Origin of the sequence: Prevotella fusca JCM 17724 (assembly GCF_001262015.1) — a bacterium.
In the GTDB taxonomy this organism is placed as follows: Bacteria; Bacteroidota; Bacteroidia; order Bacteroidales; family Bacteroidaceae; genus Prevotella; species Prevotella fusca.
This window is the reverse complement of sequence record NZ_CP012075.1, coordinates 945,855-961,673: the sequence shown is the minus strand read 5'-3', so window position 1 is coordinate 961,673 and position 15,819 is coordinate 945,855. Positions and strand designations below refer to the sequence as shown.

12 protein-coding genes are annotated in these 15,819 nt (G+C 46.3%); 4 read left to right on the top strand and 8 right to left on the bottom strand.

Going from position 1 to position 15,819, the window contains the following annotated elements; genetic code table 11:
* Positions 1 to 201: 201 nt before the first annotated feature.
* The 3 genes from ADJ77_RS11230 to ADJ77_RS11220 all read right to left on the bottom strand — a co-directional run bounded on the left by ADJ77_RS11230 (position 202) and on the right by ADJ77_RS11220 (position 3,858).
* Positions 202 to 1,296, bottom strand: coding sequence for a glycosyltransferase family protein (locus ADJ77_RS11230; protein ID WP_025078675.1), 1,095 nt, complete (start codon positions 1,294 to 1,296; stop codon positions 202 to 204).
* A gap of 730 nt (positions 1,297 to 2,026) precedes the next feature.
* Positions 2,027 to 3,013, bottom strand: a complete 987-nt coding sequence (locus ADJ77_RS11225; RefSeq protein WP_081784447.1) for a glycosyltransferase family 2 protein — start codon at positions 3,011 to 3,013, stop codon at positions 2,027 to 2,029.
* Positions 2,962 to 3,858, bottom strand: coding sequence for a glycosyltransferase family 2 protein (locus ADJ77_RS11220; protein WP_050696422.1), 897 nt, complete (start codon positions 3,856 to 3,858; stop codon positions 2,962 to 2,964). Before ADJ77_RS11220 ends, ADJ77_RS11225 begins: the two co-directional genes overlap by 52 nt.
* Positions 3,859 to 3,915: 57 nt before the next feature.
* Here ADJ77_RS11220 and ADJ77_RS11215 point away from each other — a divergent pair, with 57 nt between their 5' ends.
* The 4 genes from ADJ77_RS11215 to ADJ77_RS11200 all read left to right on the top strand — a co-directional run bounded on the left by ADJ77_RS11215 (position 3,916) and on the right by ADJ77_RS11200 (position 10,608).
* On the top strand, positions 3,916 to 5,421 hold the full coding sequence (locus ADJ77_RS11215; RefSeq protein ID WP_025078677.1) for an oligosaccharide flippase family protein: 1,506 nt from the start codon (positions 3,916 to 3,918) through the stop codon (positions 5,419 to 5,421).
* Positions 5,408 to 6,394 carry a glycosyltransferase family 2 protein gene (locus ADJ77_RS11210; protein ID WP_050696421.1) on the top strand — a complete coding sequence of 329 codons (987 nt, stop codon included), beginning with the start codon at positions 5,408 to 5,410 and terminating at the stop codon, positions 6,392 to 6,394. Before ADJ77_RS11215 ends, ADJ77_RS11210 begins: the two co-directional genes overlap by 14 nt.
* A 620-nt stretch (positions 6,395 to 7,014) precedes the next feature.
* Complete coding sequence (locus ADJ77_RS11205; protein WP_025078679.1) at positions 7,015 to 9,510, top strand: TonB-dependent receptor; 2,496 nt, start codon at positions 7,015 to 7,017, stop codon at positions 9,508 to 9,510.
* Positions 9,511 to 9,519: 9 nt separating this feature from the next.
* On the top strand, positions 9,520 to 10,608 hold the full coding sequence (locus tag ADJ77_RS11200; RefSeq protein ID WP_025078680.1) for a DUF4249 domain-containing protein: 1,089 nt from the start codon (positions 9,520 to 9,522) through the stop codon (positions 10,606 to 10,608).
* 509 nt (positions 10,609 to 11,117) lie between these two features.
* Here ADJ77_RS11200 and ADJ77_RS11195 read toward each other — a convergent pair.
* The 5 genes from ADJ77_RS11195 to ADJ77_RS11180 all read right to left on the bottom strand — a co-directional run bounded on the left by ADJ77_RS11195 (position 11,118) and on the right by ADJ77_RS11180 (position 15,811).
* Entirely contained in the window at positions 11,118 to 12,044 is a 927-nt protein-coding gene (locus tag ADJ77_RS11195; RefSeq protein ID WP_244148559.1) for a hypothetical protein, read from the bottom strand.
* Positions 12,045 to 12,373: 329 nt separating this feature from the next.
* Entirely contained in the window at positions 12,374 to 13,141 is a 768-nt protein-coding gene (locus tag ADJ77_RS11190; RefSeq protein WP_025078681.1) for a hypothetical protein, read from the bottom strand.
* Complete coding sequence (locus ADJ77_RS13890) at positions 13,138 to 13,410, bottom strand: hypothetical protein (RefSeq protein WP_154663400.1); 273 nt, start codon at positions 13,408 to 13,410, stop codon at positions 13,138 to 13,140. Before ADJ77_RS13890 ends, ADJ77_RS11190 begins: the two co-directional genes overlap by 4 nt.
* Before the next feature lie 24 nt (positions 13,411 to 13,434).
* Positions 13,435 to 14,091 (bottom strand): hypothetical protein, encoded by a 657-nt coding sequence (locus ADJ77_RS11185; protein WP_025078682.1) that lies wholly within the window; start codon positions 14,089 to 14,091, stop codon positions 13,435 to 13,437.
* Between the two features lie 742 nt (positions 14,092 to 14,833).
* The gene (locus ADJ77_RS11180) at positions 14,834 to 15,811 is read right to left on the bottom strand and encodes a F0F1 ATP synthase subunit gamma (protein WP_050696419.1); all 978 of its coding nucleotides are present in this window, start codon (positions 15,809 to 15,811) and stop codon (positions 14,834 to 14,836) included.
* Positions 15,812 to 15,819 lie beyond the last annotated feature (8 nt).

The following is a 15,819-nucleotide window of genomic DNA, read 5'->3' as shown; positions in this document are numbered from 1 at the left end:
TCGATTATAAGTAACTGTCAATAACTATTTTACCACAGTTCGGCATTTCCTTGTCGGGCTGTGGTAAAACTGTTTTTGTATGATACTGTTCCCCAGGATGATGCACTAAGAGGGGGTAGGCAGTTAGCTCAATTAGCTTAATTAGCTTGATTAGCCTGATTAACCCAATTAGCCTGATTAATCTGATAAGGCAATGACTGCCTACAGCGAATGATAAAAGGTCTCATACTGTCGGGCAACCTTGATATGGTCATGGTGCTTGTGTACGTATTCGTAGCTTTGGCGGCGCAACTGGGGGATGAGAGACAGGTCAGTGACAAGGCGGGTGAGCTCAGTAACACAGCTTTCGTAAGTAGGGAGGACGTTGATGATGGGGCGGAGCGTGGTTTCGTTGATGATTTCATAGTTCTCCGGCTCACCGCCACCGATACAGATGATGCCGTGTGCCATAGCCTCCAGCGGATTCATGGAAGGCGTATAGCTGTAGAGCTGGTCCATGATAGCGTCAGAGCCGAGCATCGTGCGTACGTATTCGTCAAAGGGCAAGCCTGTTACAACCTTGAGGTTCAGCCTGTCAGGGTGTTGTTTCTTCACGGTTTCGGCAGCCTGCAGCATAATATCCGTCCCTTTATAGGCAGAGCGGTTCTTGCTGATTCCGATAAAGAGGTTCAGCTTTTCGGGTGTTTCGTCGGCTATGTCAGGAGCTTCACCCACGACGATGGGGAAGGGTATGAAGGTTGTTTTCTTAGGGAAATACGGCTCATAGCAACGCCAATACTCATAGAGTCCTGTCACGATGCCGTCACATTGCTCAGCCATCAGCAGGTTTAGACGTTCCTTGTCCGTGCCAATCCAATCCTCTCTCTCGACTATTGCCTCCTTGTTCTGGCGCAGTTCATTGCCGATATTGAAGTCGCTGTAACGCAGCGGCATCGTTGTTGAGCAGGTGTTTACCCAATAGTAATCCATTCCGAAACCACACAGAACGACTTTCTTGTTATGTTTTTTCAGATAACGGAAGAGTGGGAAAAGGCGTCCTGCCTTCAAATCAAAGAACACAGGATTGATGAACTGCACGATATCATAGCCTCGCAGGCGGGGCAGTAGTGCGTAAATCTTTGCCATCAAAAGCATACCGCCTATCTTTCCCGGGCGTCTGGAAACATCAATGTCACGTGGGTAATTCTTCCAGAAATCCCCATTTGACACGACCGTCACTGTATGTCCAAGCTCGCGCAGACCACGTGCCAGTGTGTTGTGTACGTTGCTATATTCGCCTAAGAGAAGTATTTTCATACGCCTTGATAATCCTTTCTATCTGTTTCACTATATCAAGTATCTTGATAATCTCCCTCCATGTTTTTTCATCTTGCACATTGAAGGAGTCCCCGGAATAGTCTTTATCGGTTGTGTTCCTCTTGTATTCCATAGGCAAAGGTAACTTGTAAATTACATTTATGCAAATTTTGTGAAGCTGATTTTAAGTTCAGGCGCAGTTTTCCGAGGGTGGAATCGAATATAATAATAAGGTGTTGATAAGGTGTTTGTTTGAGTAAGTATGAATTACTGATTCACGAAGTAATCATAAATTCGAACATCAAATCGTGAATTATGAATTTGTTTTGTAATATTTTTTGACCTATGGTTTTAGAGTAGATGCTCTTTCAGGTTTGAATTAAGCCTTACTTGCGTTGCAACTAACGCCCTTTTGAGCTCCAACTAACGCCCTTTACGAGTCCAATTAGGCATCTTTATGTTTTGTGTTTTATAACCTGTTGATTTACTGTTAGTTGTGGGTGCGGTTGGAAAGTGCTGTTTGGCGTATTTTGTTTGTTCTTGTTTGTAAAGAAAAATGACAGTTTGCAAGCGGACAAGTGGACAGGTGGACAAGTTTAGAAGTTGACCAGTTGTGGGATAAATACATCTTGATAATGGTAATCAGTATTATGAGCATTGAACCCTGGATAGTGAATTGGCAGAGTTATCTTAATTCAGAATTCATTATATCGAACTTTGAATTAATGATTTATGCCTTCTTTACCCTCAAAGCCATCATCAGCATCTTGCGTCCGAAGGCTGTGCTTGTCATCTTTCGGAAGTACTTGTATTTTGTTGTATAGTCCTTGTCTGGCAACGGGAAGAGCCCACGTCGGGACAGGCGTTGCAGTACATGGTTGAGATGTGTCTCGTCATGAGTCAGTGTAATCACGTTATATATATGGTCCATCGTCAGCTGGGCAATACGCCTGTCCATGGCAATGCGCTCCTTGACAGGGAGATAATCCACCCTTTCCTTCAAGCGGTAAATAACCTGTTCGGCATCAGCGAGACGGCGGATGTGCCAGCGTTTGTCGGTCTTGTGCATCGTAGAGTTCTTCCGCTTACGATAGTAGTATGCCTTGTTATTGGTCGTATAGAGGTTTTCGGCACGCAACATAATCTGTGGCACGAACTCCTCATCCTCGTGGAACGTGCCCTTAGGGAAACGCAGGTCGTGCAGAATCTCCTTGCTGAAAAGGAAAGTGCAGACGCTACCACGCAGGTTATGATGTGTCATATACTCTGTTCCGCTCATCGGACCCTCGGCATCGGTTATCGGTTTGGATATTGTTTTGTCTGTTGACTGGAAGAGAACCATATCCGTGTCCTTGTATCTGACGATGTCAAGACACTGTTCGTAGGCACTTGTCAGCAGGCAGTCATCGCCATCAACGAACTGGATAAAGCTGCCCGAAGCCAGTTCTATGCCCGTGTTCCGTGCCTGGCTTGGTCCCTGGTTGGGCTGCCGCACGTAGATAATATTCGGCGAAAGTTCAAGAAGGTCGTTGACAGGCGATACCTCCGAACCGTCATCCACGACGATAATCTGCCGTTCAGACTCGTTCAGACTCAATGCCAGAATGCTGTTGACACATTCTTTCAGCATATAAGTCGGTTCATTATAGTAGGTTACAATGAAGCTCACAAGCGGCTTCTTTTCCTTATTCTGTGTATAAATCGGTTGAGTTGGCATAAGCGTTTTAATCCTATTAAGTGGAGAAAAAAGAGTTTCAACGTTCCTTTATAGGGCAGGACAGGGAGGATGGGGTCGGCATGCGTTGCCTCGTAGACATCCATCTGTATGTTGAGCAGTGACTGGTAGTAATCCGGCGTCAGCTCACCCCATAGCTTGAGATGCTTGAGATGCGCTTCCAGCAGGTCGGTCAGCTCCTTTCCTCCAGCCCGTGCCGTGATTCCCCTGTCGTTCTGACAGTAGTAATACAGTCCCACGGAGGTTGTTGCCACAATCCTTGCACGCTGCAGCAGGAGAGGATAAGTGTGGACATCTTCAAACACCTTGCCCTCGGGGAAGCGTATGTCAGCAAAGAGTTCACGGCGGAACAGCTTGTTCCAGGCGTATGTGTGGAGATGACCTCCGCTGAGCCAGTAGTCACGGATGGAACCGATGGTGGTGTCAGGGAAGGTCAGCAGCCGTTCTCTTGTCGCACTCCCGTAATGCACCATGACAGGATATTCAAGGATGTCATAGGCGGGATGTCCGTCAAGTACAGCAAGCAAGGCGGGATACGTACCATCGGCAACAAAATCATCAGAGTCGACAAAGGTGATATAGTCCCCTGTAGCCACTTCGATTCCTGCGTTTCTTGCTGCCGATAGTCCCTTGTTGGCTTGGCGGATAAGCCTGCATTCATCCCTTCCAGCCGTCATTTTCTCCGCTATCACGGCTGAAGAGTCCGTCGACCCGTCATCAATAAGCACCACCTCCATCGTCTCGTCCACCTGTGCCAGCACACTCTCCAGACAGCGTCGGAGTGTGTCTTCAACGTTATAGATGGGTATGATGATGGATAGTTTCATGAAATAATTGTTTGTTGCAAAAATAATAAAAAACTTTTATATCCGTTAGATAATACGATGAAAAAAGACTCCAACACTGATGGTTATCTGCATATCCTGAAGTACATCAGCCTCTTCGGTGGTGTGCAGGGGCTCAATGTGCTGATTGGTATTATCCGCAACAAGTTTGTTGCGATGCTGCTCGGTCCTCAGGGAGTCGGTCTTATCTCGCTGTTCAATTCCACGACAAAGCTCATCGGTGACTCCACCAACTTCGGAATTTCCATGAGTGCGGTGCGTAATATATCAGAGGATTACGACCGGGAGGATGAAGAAAAGCTGACAGAAGACATTGCGCTCGTCCGTTCATGGAGCCTGCTCACTGCCTTGTCAGGTATGTTTGCCTGTATTGTGTTCAGTCCTTTGCTCAGCCGTTACACCTTCTCGTGGGACGGTCACACGCTGCATTTCATCCTTCTTTCACCCTGTGTAGCCCTGACGGCACTGGCAGGTGGCGAGCTTGCCATACTCAAGGGCGTGCGCAAACTACGTTCCCTGGCTGCGATTTCCGTGTATAACGTGCTTGCAGCACTGGTTCTGACGGTTCCGCTTTATTATTTCTTCAGCAATGCAGCCATTGTTCCATCCCTGGTTTTGATGGCTTTGGTGCAGATGATATTGACCATCATGGTATCTTACCGACTTTATCCTCTCCGCATTTCTTTCCACAGGTCGTTCCTTGGCAAGGGCTGGGGGATGATTCGTCTGGGAACAGCGTTTGTGCTTGCGGGTATCTTGGGCTCTGGTGCTGAACTTGTTATCCGCAGTTACCTCAACAATGTAGGAGAGATTGAGACCGTAGGTTTCTATAATTCCGCTTTCATGATGACGATGGTCTATGCAGGAATGATATTCTCAGCGATGGAAACCGACTACTTTCCTCGTCTGTCGGGCGCAAACAGCTTGAAGTTTACTTTTAACCAGATTGTCAACAGGCAGATAGAAGTCACACTCCTGCTTATCTCCCCTTTGCTGGCACTTTTCTTGTTATTTCTGCCGCAATTGATACTCTTTCTTTATTCCGACAAGTTCCTGCCATCCCTCAGTATGGCACAGGTATTGGTTCTTGCCATGTACATGCGGGCAATGCGTCTGCCGGTGGAGTATATTCCCTTGGCAAAAGGCGACTCCCGTTCCTACTTGTTCTTAGAGTCCTCTTATGATGTTTTCCTTGTCCTACTGGTGATTGTCGGCTTCAGGCAATGGGGCATCTTCGGTGCAGGAGTCGGCGTTGCAGTGGCAGGCTTTCTCAATTTCGTATTTGTTTATGTCTATGCTTACAGCCGTTACCATTACCGGCTGTCCTCTTCAGTGATGTTCTATGCCGCAGTCCAGCTGTCAATCGGCTTCCTTGTGTTCCTTTGTGTCCGTTCAGAGAGCGACTGGTTGCGATGGGGTGTTGCCGTGGTGTTGTGTGTCATCAGCACGATAGTTTCCCTCAGTGTACTGAAGTCAAAGGCAGGACTATGGGAAGCCTTGGTAAGTAAAGTGAAGAATAAGTTTACCCGCCATGCCAAAGATTAGTGTACTTGTAGCCGTCTATAACACAGCAGCGTATCTCCCACAATGCCTTGACTCGCTGTTGTCGCAGACCTTGGAGGATATTGAGGTTATCTGCGTTGATGATGCGTCAACGGATAACTCGCTGGAAGTGCTGCGTCAGTATGCTGAAAGGGATGAGCGTATCAAAGTATTTGCCCTAAAGGAGAACCGTGGACAGGCACATGCGCGAAATGTGGGCTTGTCTCATGCAACAGGCGATTACATCGGCTTTGTGGATAGTGACGACTGGTTGAGTCAGGATGCTTTGGAAAAGGTATGCAATTCGTTCCGGGAGGATGTCGACTGTGTCTTGTTTCGCCTTCTTTATGCTTATGTGGATGGAAGCCTGAAGGACTATAAGATGTCCTCATTCAGTACGATGACGGGTGATGAGGCTTTTCGGGAGAGTCTTACTTGGCAGATTCATGGCTGTTATGTTGTGCGTAATGCCATTCACAAGGCATATCCTTACGACGAATCGCAGCGGGCATACAGTGATGATAACACCACCCGTATTCACTATTATTATTCGCGTAAGGTGGCTTGCTGTGAGGGTGTTTATTATTATCGTCAGCAACCAGTTTCCGTTACGCGAAGTGTCAGCGTGCGCCGTTTCGATTTCCTTTTGGCTAATGAGAGCATGCGTTGTCAGCTCATCGGCATAGGTGCATCTGACGAGAGTCTCCGTTGTTATGAGACGGTGAGATGGCTCAACTTGGTGGGTGTCTATATGTTTTATTACCTCCATCGCAATGAACTGTCTGCAACCGAACGCCAGCATGGGTTGGAGGTTATGCACCATGTCTGGCAGACCATCACCCTTGAGCAGGTAAGCCCTTCCATAAAACGCAAATTCGGTTATATGCCCCTGCGCTGTTCGTGGCGTCTTTTCCGTTTGCAGGAAGAACTTTATTTCTGGCTTCGTGGACTTCTTGGGCGTAATCGGGAAACATAACAAGGAGGGTTCAGGTGTGTTGTTTGTTTTGAAGTGTACTGCTAATCCTCTGTCCGTAAGTTACTTATGATGACAGGAACGTTTGCCTTGTATGTCTGTATTTTATATATCATCTGTGTAGCTGGAGGGAACGCTTTTGAGTGGATTTGTAAGTTGAAGATAACCAGTTGATTATAAAGTCGTGCAAGAAAAGGTGCTTAGTAGCATTGCAAAAGGGCGTTAGTTGGACTTCAATTAGGCGTTAGTTGCAACGCAAGTAACGCCCAATTCAAAATAAATCATTGGTGTCCGATAAAACCTTTTCCCGTTTTCTGCTGATGTGTTGTACTCCAGCACACGTGGTGATGTTGGTAAACACCAGTGGTGTTGAGTGCTAAACACCTTGCAGTGTGTTGCCAGTGTGGGAACAGCCATAGGCAAACAAACTTTGTTTGATTGGAAGGCTTACTTTTCCAAAGCCAATACGATTAATCAGGATAATGAGCCCATAGTGGGCTGATGACCGACTTAGGTTCAAGTTTTATCGGGTTGATAATCTCTATACCAGCTTCTAAAAAGTATATTGAACATGGAAATATTACATTGAAAAATAGTAACTTTGCAAACTCAAATAATTTCAAATGAACAAACAAATACTTATGTTTGCCTTCTGTTTAAGCTCATTTGGCTCATTTGCACAGAAGGCTTCGGGATACGATATGGCTGCCATGAGAGGCTTTGCGCACGTGGAAAGGACAATCCAAGGCGTGGATGAGGACAAAGCACGGCAACGCTTTACACTGAGTGGATACGTGAAAGACCGTAATGGTGAACCGCTTATCAATGCAACTGTCTACGACCTCACAACACGGCAGGGAACGATGACCAATGCTTATGGGCACTTCTCTCTCACGCTGAGCGAGGGACGGCATGAAATAAGATGTAGCTACGTGGGCTACAAGACTCTTGTTGAAACAGTAGAACTCACTGCCAATCAGAATCATGACATTGTCCTTCAGGGTGATGCACAGCTGGATGAACTGGTGGTGACGACTGACCTTAATTCGCCTTTGCTGAAAACACAGACGGGAAAGCTCTCCCTTTCACAGAAAGACATAAAGACTGAATACTCACTGCTGAGCAGTCCTGACGTTATCAAGACGTTGCAGCGCACGAGTGGTGTGTCGGACGGAATGGAACTTGCCAGCGGGCTTTATGTTCATGGCGGCAACAGCGATGAGAATCTCTTCCTGCTGGACGGAACACCGCTCTATCATACCAACCATACGTTTGGCTTGTTCTCCTCATTCAATGCGGATGTGGTGAAGAATGTGGATTTTTACAAGAGCGGATTTCCTGCACGTTACGGCGGCAGACTGTCGAGCGTCATAGACGTGCGTACGGCTGACGGCGACCTTTATCATGCACATGGAAGTGTTCGTGTCGGTCTGCTGGATGGTGCTCTGCACTTTGAGGGACCAATCAGAAAGGGCAAGACATCCTATAATTTCGGATTGCGCCGCAGCTGGCTTGACTTGCTGACGCGTCCTGCCTTCGCCATCAGTAACCACAAGCGTGAGGATAAGGAAAGTCTTTCTTATTTTTTCCATGACATGAATCTCAAGCTGACTAATATCTTCAGTGAACGTTCACGTATGTCACTGAGTATCTATTCGGGGGAAGACGGTCTGGATTCCCGAGAAGACTGGAGCAGTAGCTCCTCTTCCACGGATCGTGACTATGGCTCATTCGAGGAACGTTTCCACTGGGGTAATCTCAATATGGCGCTGGACTGGAACTATCAGTTCTCGCCAAAACTCTTTGCGAATTTCACAGCTGTCTATACACATAACCGGTCAACTGTGGACATGTCGGATAAATGGGTGTCCATGCAGCCGGGGAAAGAAAACATATCGACACTGACCTCACATGGCTACCGGTCGTCTATTGATGACATCGGCTATCGTGCTGCCTTTGACTTCCGTCCGAACCCACATCATCACATCCGTTTCGGACAGGATTATACCTACCACTACTTCAAGCCGCAGACCTACAGTAGGCTTGACAGCTATCAGGACAGTAATAACCCAAAGACAGATACAATTGCAACTCAAAGCCATAACAAGAATGTGGCGCACCAGCTGACATTCTATGCCGAGGACGAAATGATGCTCAATGAGAAATGGAGCGTCAACGGGGGTGTGAATGTTGATGTTTTCTGTATCAGTGACAAGACTTTTGCAACGTTGAGCCCACGCCTGTCCATGAAGTTCCAGCCTGCTGAACGGCTTTCTTTCAAGGCAAGCTACACGATGATGAGCCAGTTTGTGCACAAGATTGCCAACTCTTTCCTTGACCTGCCGACCGACTATTGGGTTCCGACCACCGCACGCCTGCAACCTATGCGCTCATGGCAGCTGGCTGCAGGAGCTTATATGAAGCCCAGCAAGTATTGGCTGCTGTCTCTGGAGGGTTATTACAAGCACTCAAGCCATATCCTGCAGTATGCCAGCTGGTCGGGACTTGAGCCACCTGCTGCCAACTGGGACCACACGGTTATGGATGGCGAGGGGCGTTCCTATGGTGTTGAACTGGATGCTGATTACCATGTTTCCAGTTTCAGTCTGCATGGTTCCTACACGTTGTCATGGAGCGAAAGGAAGTTTGATGACTTTCATGATGGGTGGTATTACGACAAGTTCGACAACCGCCACAAGCTCTCTTTCACTGGAAGATGGAACATCAGCAAGAAGATTGCAGCCTATGCAGCATGGACTTTCCGCACGGGTAACCGTATGACCGTACCTACACAGTATATAGGTCTGCCCAATGTGCCAGATCAGAGAAAGGGAGGACTGAACTTCCAGTCATCTGATGGCAACAGTCTGAACTTCGCTTACGAGCAGCCTAATAACATTGTCCTGCCTGCTTATCACCGTCTGGATTTGGGTTTTGACTTCCACCACACAACGAAGAAAGGGCACGAACGAATCTGGAATCTCAGCCTGTATAATGCGTATTGCCATCTGAACTCATTTTGGGTAAGGGTGAAAATCGACAGCGAAAACCGTGTAAGGATAAAGAACAATGCCTTTATCCCCATCATTCCATCGTTCAGTTATACATTTAAATTTTAAGCTCCGAGCATGAAAAAGATGTTTTTTCTTCTCATCCTTGCCCTGTCAGTAATGAGTTGCAAGGATGATTTCAGTATCAGCAGTCTGCCCGATACACCGTCGAAACTGGTTGTCTATTGTATGCCTTCCACTGCTGATACCACTTATATCACCGTATCGCACAGTATTCCGCTGAAGACCTATCAAACTGCACACAAGAATCCGATGATAGATGATGCGAACATTACCTATCAGTTGAACGGACAGGCACAGCCTATAACAGCCTTGGGCAACGGGCGTTATCGTGTTGTGGCACATCAGAAGGCTGGCGACAAGGTGCAGCTGCGTGTTGAGGCGCAGGGACTGGAGCCTGTCGAGAGCTCTACGGAGATACCAGAGCCTGTTGAGGTAAATAATCTGTCAGTACGAAAGGTAGGCTCAAAGTATGGAGTGATGCGGCAGCAGCTGTTGGCAACCTTTACCGATCCTGCCCAGACGCGCGACTATTATGCTGTGCGGGTAAAACGTGCAGAACTCCAATCCTGTTACGTAGAAGGTTATCGTAGATATGGCAGTGATATGAAGATGGTAAAACTATATTATCGCTATAGGGATTATATGGAGCAGCGTGATAGCGAGCAATGGGACAGTGTGGCTGTCCACTATAGCATTTCTGAAAGCTATATGCCTCTTTACATAGAGAATGAGCCACTCCTCAATCCGCTTTCAGGCATTGATGATGATTTCGGTTTCAGCAACGATTTCTATCAGGACTTTTATATCTTTGAAGATAAGACCATCAATGGCGCCGCCTATACCCTTCATCTGAATGTTAAAGTTGAGAGCAGACGATGGTATGGCTATGAATCCAAGGAAGCACTGAAAGAATTGAAGGAGAAGTTTGGGGTAGAGGAAGGACTGAAGCTGGAACTCTATCATATCGCACCGTCTTATTACCGTTTCCTGCTTACATTGAACGAGTTGTCCAACAATGCATTTAGCCAGGCTGGTCTTTCTCCTGTTCGTCCTACTTACAGTAATATGCGGAACGGAATGGGTGTCTGCGCCGGATACAATCTCCCTAAGCCTGCTGTTGTGCCGTGGGAAAAGATAGAATAACATGGAGACATAATGACATAAGAAAATAAAAACGACAGGGTAATATAAAGACATAGTAACAAAAGAACAAAAGACAGAGTAACGGGTTAACTTGTTATTCTGTCTTTTTTTGTTTTAATATGGTGATAACCTATTTGTTCTTTTATGTTTTTGTCTTTCTCACTCTTCCATCCCTTTGCTTTCTGTTCTTCTTTCTTTCTGTCTTCTTCATCCCTTTGTCTCTTTGTCTTTTTCCGTTCTTAGAGTCATTCCGTCTTCTCGCTCCTCAGTTATTCTGTCTCCCATAACCCCGTCTTTTTCACAAGCAACTGGTTAGCCTGTCTGTTCGTACACTCGTCAACTTGCCTCCTTGGTGTAAAGAATATTCAAAGAGGGGGACAGGAATTTCAGCAGAATGATGCTCGTTGTTGTCATCATTCTGCTGATGGAAATAGTGCATACCTTTGTCAGGTTATAAGTCTATCAGCCGGGAGATTGTAAAACTTCGCTGCAGAAGGAGAGAGTGCGGATCAATCCTTTTTCATCAGATATTTATCGTATAGCGGTCGGAAGAGAGGGTGGGGAGGCTGCGTCCTGACTTGTTCGGCAAGAAAGTCTAATGTTTGCTCCTTGTTACAGGTGAATTCGTTGTCAGAGGCTAAATCTTTCTTTTCAGAGAGTATATCCTCAAGAATCTGATAGCTCCAAGTGGCAGGATAAGCCCAGAGCAGTGGGAGATAATCATCTATGTAATAACCCTGCTTCTTGACAGCTGTCTGACAGACGGCTTTTGCATACCACTCAAAGGCCGGGTCGCTCCATGTTCTGATAGCTTCACGACACGAATAGGTCATTTCTCCGTTTTCCTTCAGACTGGCTTTCAGTAGCTTGTTGATACGCTGGCGGTCATTGAGGTTCTGATATTTAGCGAGGAGGGGCAGGATAGCTTCATTCCCTTTGTCGGCTTCTTTGGCAACTGTGGGATAATAGATTGGATGGGCTTTGAGGTTTACGAGTACTACATTGTCAAATCCATACTTCTTCATATAACCGAAGAATATCAGGCTGTCGATGGAATATAGCTGTTGCTCGGATAGTTTGAGTTCTTCGTGGTCGTAGCTGTAGACGGATATGGTCGCTTGGTTGTAAGGCTCGTTATAACGCTCACAGCCAGACATAAGCTGCACGGGCATAGTGTCGTTTAATGCCTGTTTCAATACATCGAGTACTTGTTTGTCAGCTTTCTTCAGCAGTATTCTGAACGCCCAGAGCCTTGAGATGCGTGAAGTATCGGTATTGGCAATCTCTGCTAACTGTTCGACTGTAGCGTGGCGGCTTAGCTGGTTGGCATAATCATATTGTTCTGATCGACGACCAGACATACCAACTCCTTTAGTAAGAGCTATATAGCGGCACTGGCGGAAAGAGTCGAGTGCCATCGTTGCACTATCGTCCAATCTGTCCGATTGACTTTTACAACAACTGCAACTACAGCCAAGAAGGATTAGCATGATGAGTGTTGCAATAATGCACGCACTTTGTTTAAGAAACATTTTATCCATATCTTTTGTTTTATTCCCTCAACAGAGGGAGAAGGGAAAGTAAAAAGGAGGCAGAAGCTGCATAATGAACGGAAGACAGCGTATGAAAGGACAGAGTAACAAAGAAAAGGCGGGTATAGTTCAATGTTCAAAGCTCCAAGTCTCAAAGTGCCACAAGGGGTGTCTCGCTGTTTACTCCCCTCCCTACGGAGGAGGGGCTTGTAGGGTTAGTTGAACTGATTGGATTAGTTTGGCTTAGTCTTTATCAATCCTTTCAGATACTTATCGTACAGTGGTTGGAAGACAGGAGGGACAGGTCCTCTTTTAGCACTTCTTTTAAGGAAATGCTCCGTTAATTCCTTATTGTATAATTGGTCTTTTCCAGAGAGCCTGTCTTCAAGCAGGTTATAGCTCCAGGAAGATGGATAGCTCCAAAGAAGGGTGAGCAAAAAAGGGTCTTTGTCATACTTCTTCTTGCTTGCCATTGTCTGGCAGACGGCTTTTGCATACCATTCAAAGTCTGGTTTTTCCCATATCTTGAGTGCCGTATGGCACAGTTCGGTTATTTCCTCGTTTTTCTTCAAGCTGAGCTCCAGCAGCTTATTGATTCGACGGAGGTCTTTAGCGTTCTTATATCGGTCAAAGTCTGGATTGCCCCATGTTTCGAGTGCAGTACAGCATTCATCGGTCAGTTTCCCGTTCTTCTTAAAGTCAGATAGTAGCAATTTACAGATGCGCTGTCGGTCATTAGGGTTCTTGTATTTGACGAGAAACAGCAGGATACCTGTATGTCCTTTGTCGGCAGCTTCGACAGCAGCGGCATAGTATTTCTGTTTAGGTTCGAAGCCAAGGACTATCCCCGGGTCATACCCATACTGTCTCATATAATCGAAGAATGCCAAACTATCAATTGCCTCCTGCGTTTCTTGCATCTGACAATTCTCTTGGTCAAAATAGTAAAGAAAGAAAGCACGGTGGTTGTAAGGTGTATTGGAGAGGAAACGATAACTCATTTGTTCGTCCTTGGTTGTGTCTGGTCAGGGGTAGCGTGACGGCGCAGCCAATCAGCGTAATTATTTTCTTGTGACTGGCGAACCTCTGGGTCGAGAGTGTAAGTCTCTGAAAAGATACTATACTTGTTTAAGGAGTCAGCAGCCATCCGAATGCTGCCAGGCAACTCGTTAGCATGGGTCTTACCACTTCTGAAGCTACTGCTAAGAAGTGTTATAGATAGGGGTGTTGCGACAAGGCAAACACGTTGTTTAAGTGCTAAGTAGTGCATAGTTATATCTTCTTTCTTGTTTTATTATTTCAGCGTATAGCCGAGTTTGAGGTTAAGTTGGTGGGCAAGTTGTTCCACTTTCTTCTTCTGTCCGGGCTCTGTCGGGCGGTCGTATAGCTGTTCGATGACACGGACAGGACCTGTCGTGTCGCTGACCAATGGGTCTTCCACTATTCGGGTAGGACAGTAGAGAGCGATGGCATTCAGCGATTCGTAGACCTTGATGGAGTCGGGCGTGCTGTAGCTGAAGAATGCAACTCTCTTTTCTGTCAGCCCGCTAACTTTGTAAACAGCCGTCAGGTTGTCGTCAAAGAAGTCGTACATTCGCCTTGCAAGGTAGTCACCGTCTTTGCAGAGACGGGTGGGAGGGAAAAAGATGTCGCCTCCTATGAGGTGAAGGAATATGGCGGACAGCCACAGACACGTTCCCATCAGACCGCCGTAAAGGCGTATGGCCAGCTTCCGCTTGCTTTTCCGTGCTGCTATCATCAGTGCAAAGGGCGACAGGAGTGCAATCCATATCAGCCAGTAGGTCAGTCCCCAGCGTAGATGGATGTCTTCCGGCAGTAGGATGTAAATCAGTCCGCAGAGGATTATCGAGCCAAGGTGTAAAGCCGTAACCAGCGATAGTTCTTTGCGTTGGATGAATGCCCTTGTCCTTTCCCATTGCGTTTTTTGCATATTATCAAAGTTGGTTATGCGACAAATTTACGTTTTTTTATGTTTATGAGCAAGAGTTTTGTTACCTATTTTAGGGCTCTTCCGTTAAATGCGTAGACGCCTACGCATACAATGGTTATAGCCTCAAAGTGAAGTGTTCTTCATTTCTAAATCCATATCATTGGGAGAATAGGGCTTTTATCTAAATCTGCAACTGTTCGCTTGTACCTTGTGAGATACCGCAGAAAACGGATTGAAAAATCATGACATAATTTCGGGTAAAATACCTACAGATAAAGGCAAAAACACGTATAAAAAGCAAGTTTGTAACCAACAGTAAATCAGTTGGTTATAAAGTAGTGCAAGAAAAGGTGCTTAATTGGACTTCAAAAGGGCGTTAGTTAGACCTCAAAAGGGCATCTATTGCAAGCCAATTGGGCGTCTTTTCAAAGCCAGAAGAGCATCAATTCGATTTCTTGCTTTGAAATGTTTTTACAAAACATTGTTTAGGTCACTATTAAGATAGATAATGACAGCTTTTATACAAGCATAATGATGAATATCCACGAATTTAACGGAAGAACCTTTTTCAGGGTGCTTACCCCTTATATGAAACCAGTCATATAGGGTGGACATAAAGTGCCAGGACGGATAATGTCGGATGCTTACAGTCCAATGACAAAAGAAACAGGGACAAGCAATAAGCCTGTCCCTGTTCTATTCTTCAATTCTCCACCTGCCACCAAAGCACAGGCAGAGGATATTAGTTGTTTACCGAGCCACCGACAATATCGAGCAACTCTGACGTGATGGCTGCTTGTCGCGACTTGTTATATTGCAAGTGGAGCGAACGGAGCAGCTCGTCAGCATTGTCAGTTGCGGTCTGCATAGCAACCATTCGTGCTGCGTGCTCAGATGCATTACTGTCGAGAAGGGCAGTAAAGACCATGTGGTGCAGCAGTTTCGGTATCAATGCCGTCAAGACAGTGTGCAGGTCCGGCTCAATGATAAAGTTATCATTCAGAGGAACGATAGTCTCATTATTTGACCTCTGCGTAGCGGGCTGTCCTTTCCTCTTGAGATATTCCTGTGCTGCCTTGGTTGCGATATGCGATGAAAGGTCACGCGAAGAGTCAGCATTGAGTTCTTCCTCAAGGTCAATCGGAAGGAAATTCTTACGCTGGAGAATCTGGCTACCTGCACTCTTGAAGTGATGATAGATTATCTCCACCTTATCAAACTCACCATCCAGCCATTTCTGACCTAACTCCTTGGCGATATTGCGACACTCCTCAGAATTAGGCTTGTCAGCAAGGTGAGGATAAGGATACACGCAGGTATATCCACGCTTCTTAGCTGTTTCAGCCACCTTGCGGCCTACGGGATAGATGACAATGTCCTTGTCGGTCAAGCCCTGCGCATGATATTCGTCTATCGTCTGCTGCATCAGCTTGATGACATTCGCATTGAATCCACCACAGAGGGAACTGTTTGAGGAGAACACGAGTAAGGCAACACGTTTCACAGGTCTCTCCTCGTCGAACGGAGTATCCGTGTCGGGCGTGGAGACCAGGAAAGCCTTGAGAATGTGTTCGAGCATAGCCTCGTAAGGAAGCATACTCTCGATGGCATTCTGAGCATGGTGTAACTTACTCGACGCAACCATCTTCATCGCACTCGTAATCTTACGGGTACTCTGAACACTGGCTATACGAGTCTTGATTTCCTTTAAGGATGCCATTCTGTATT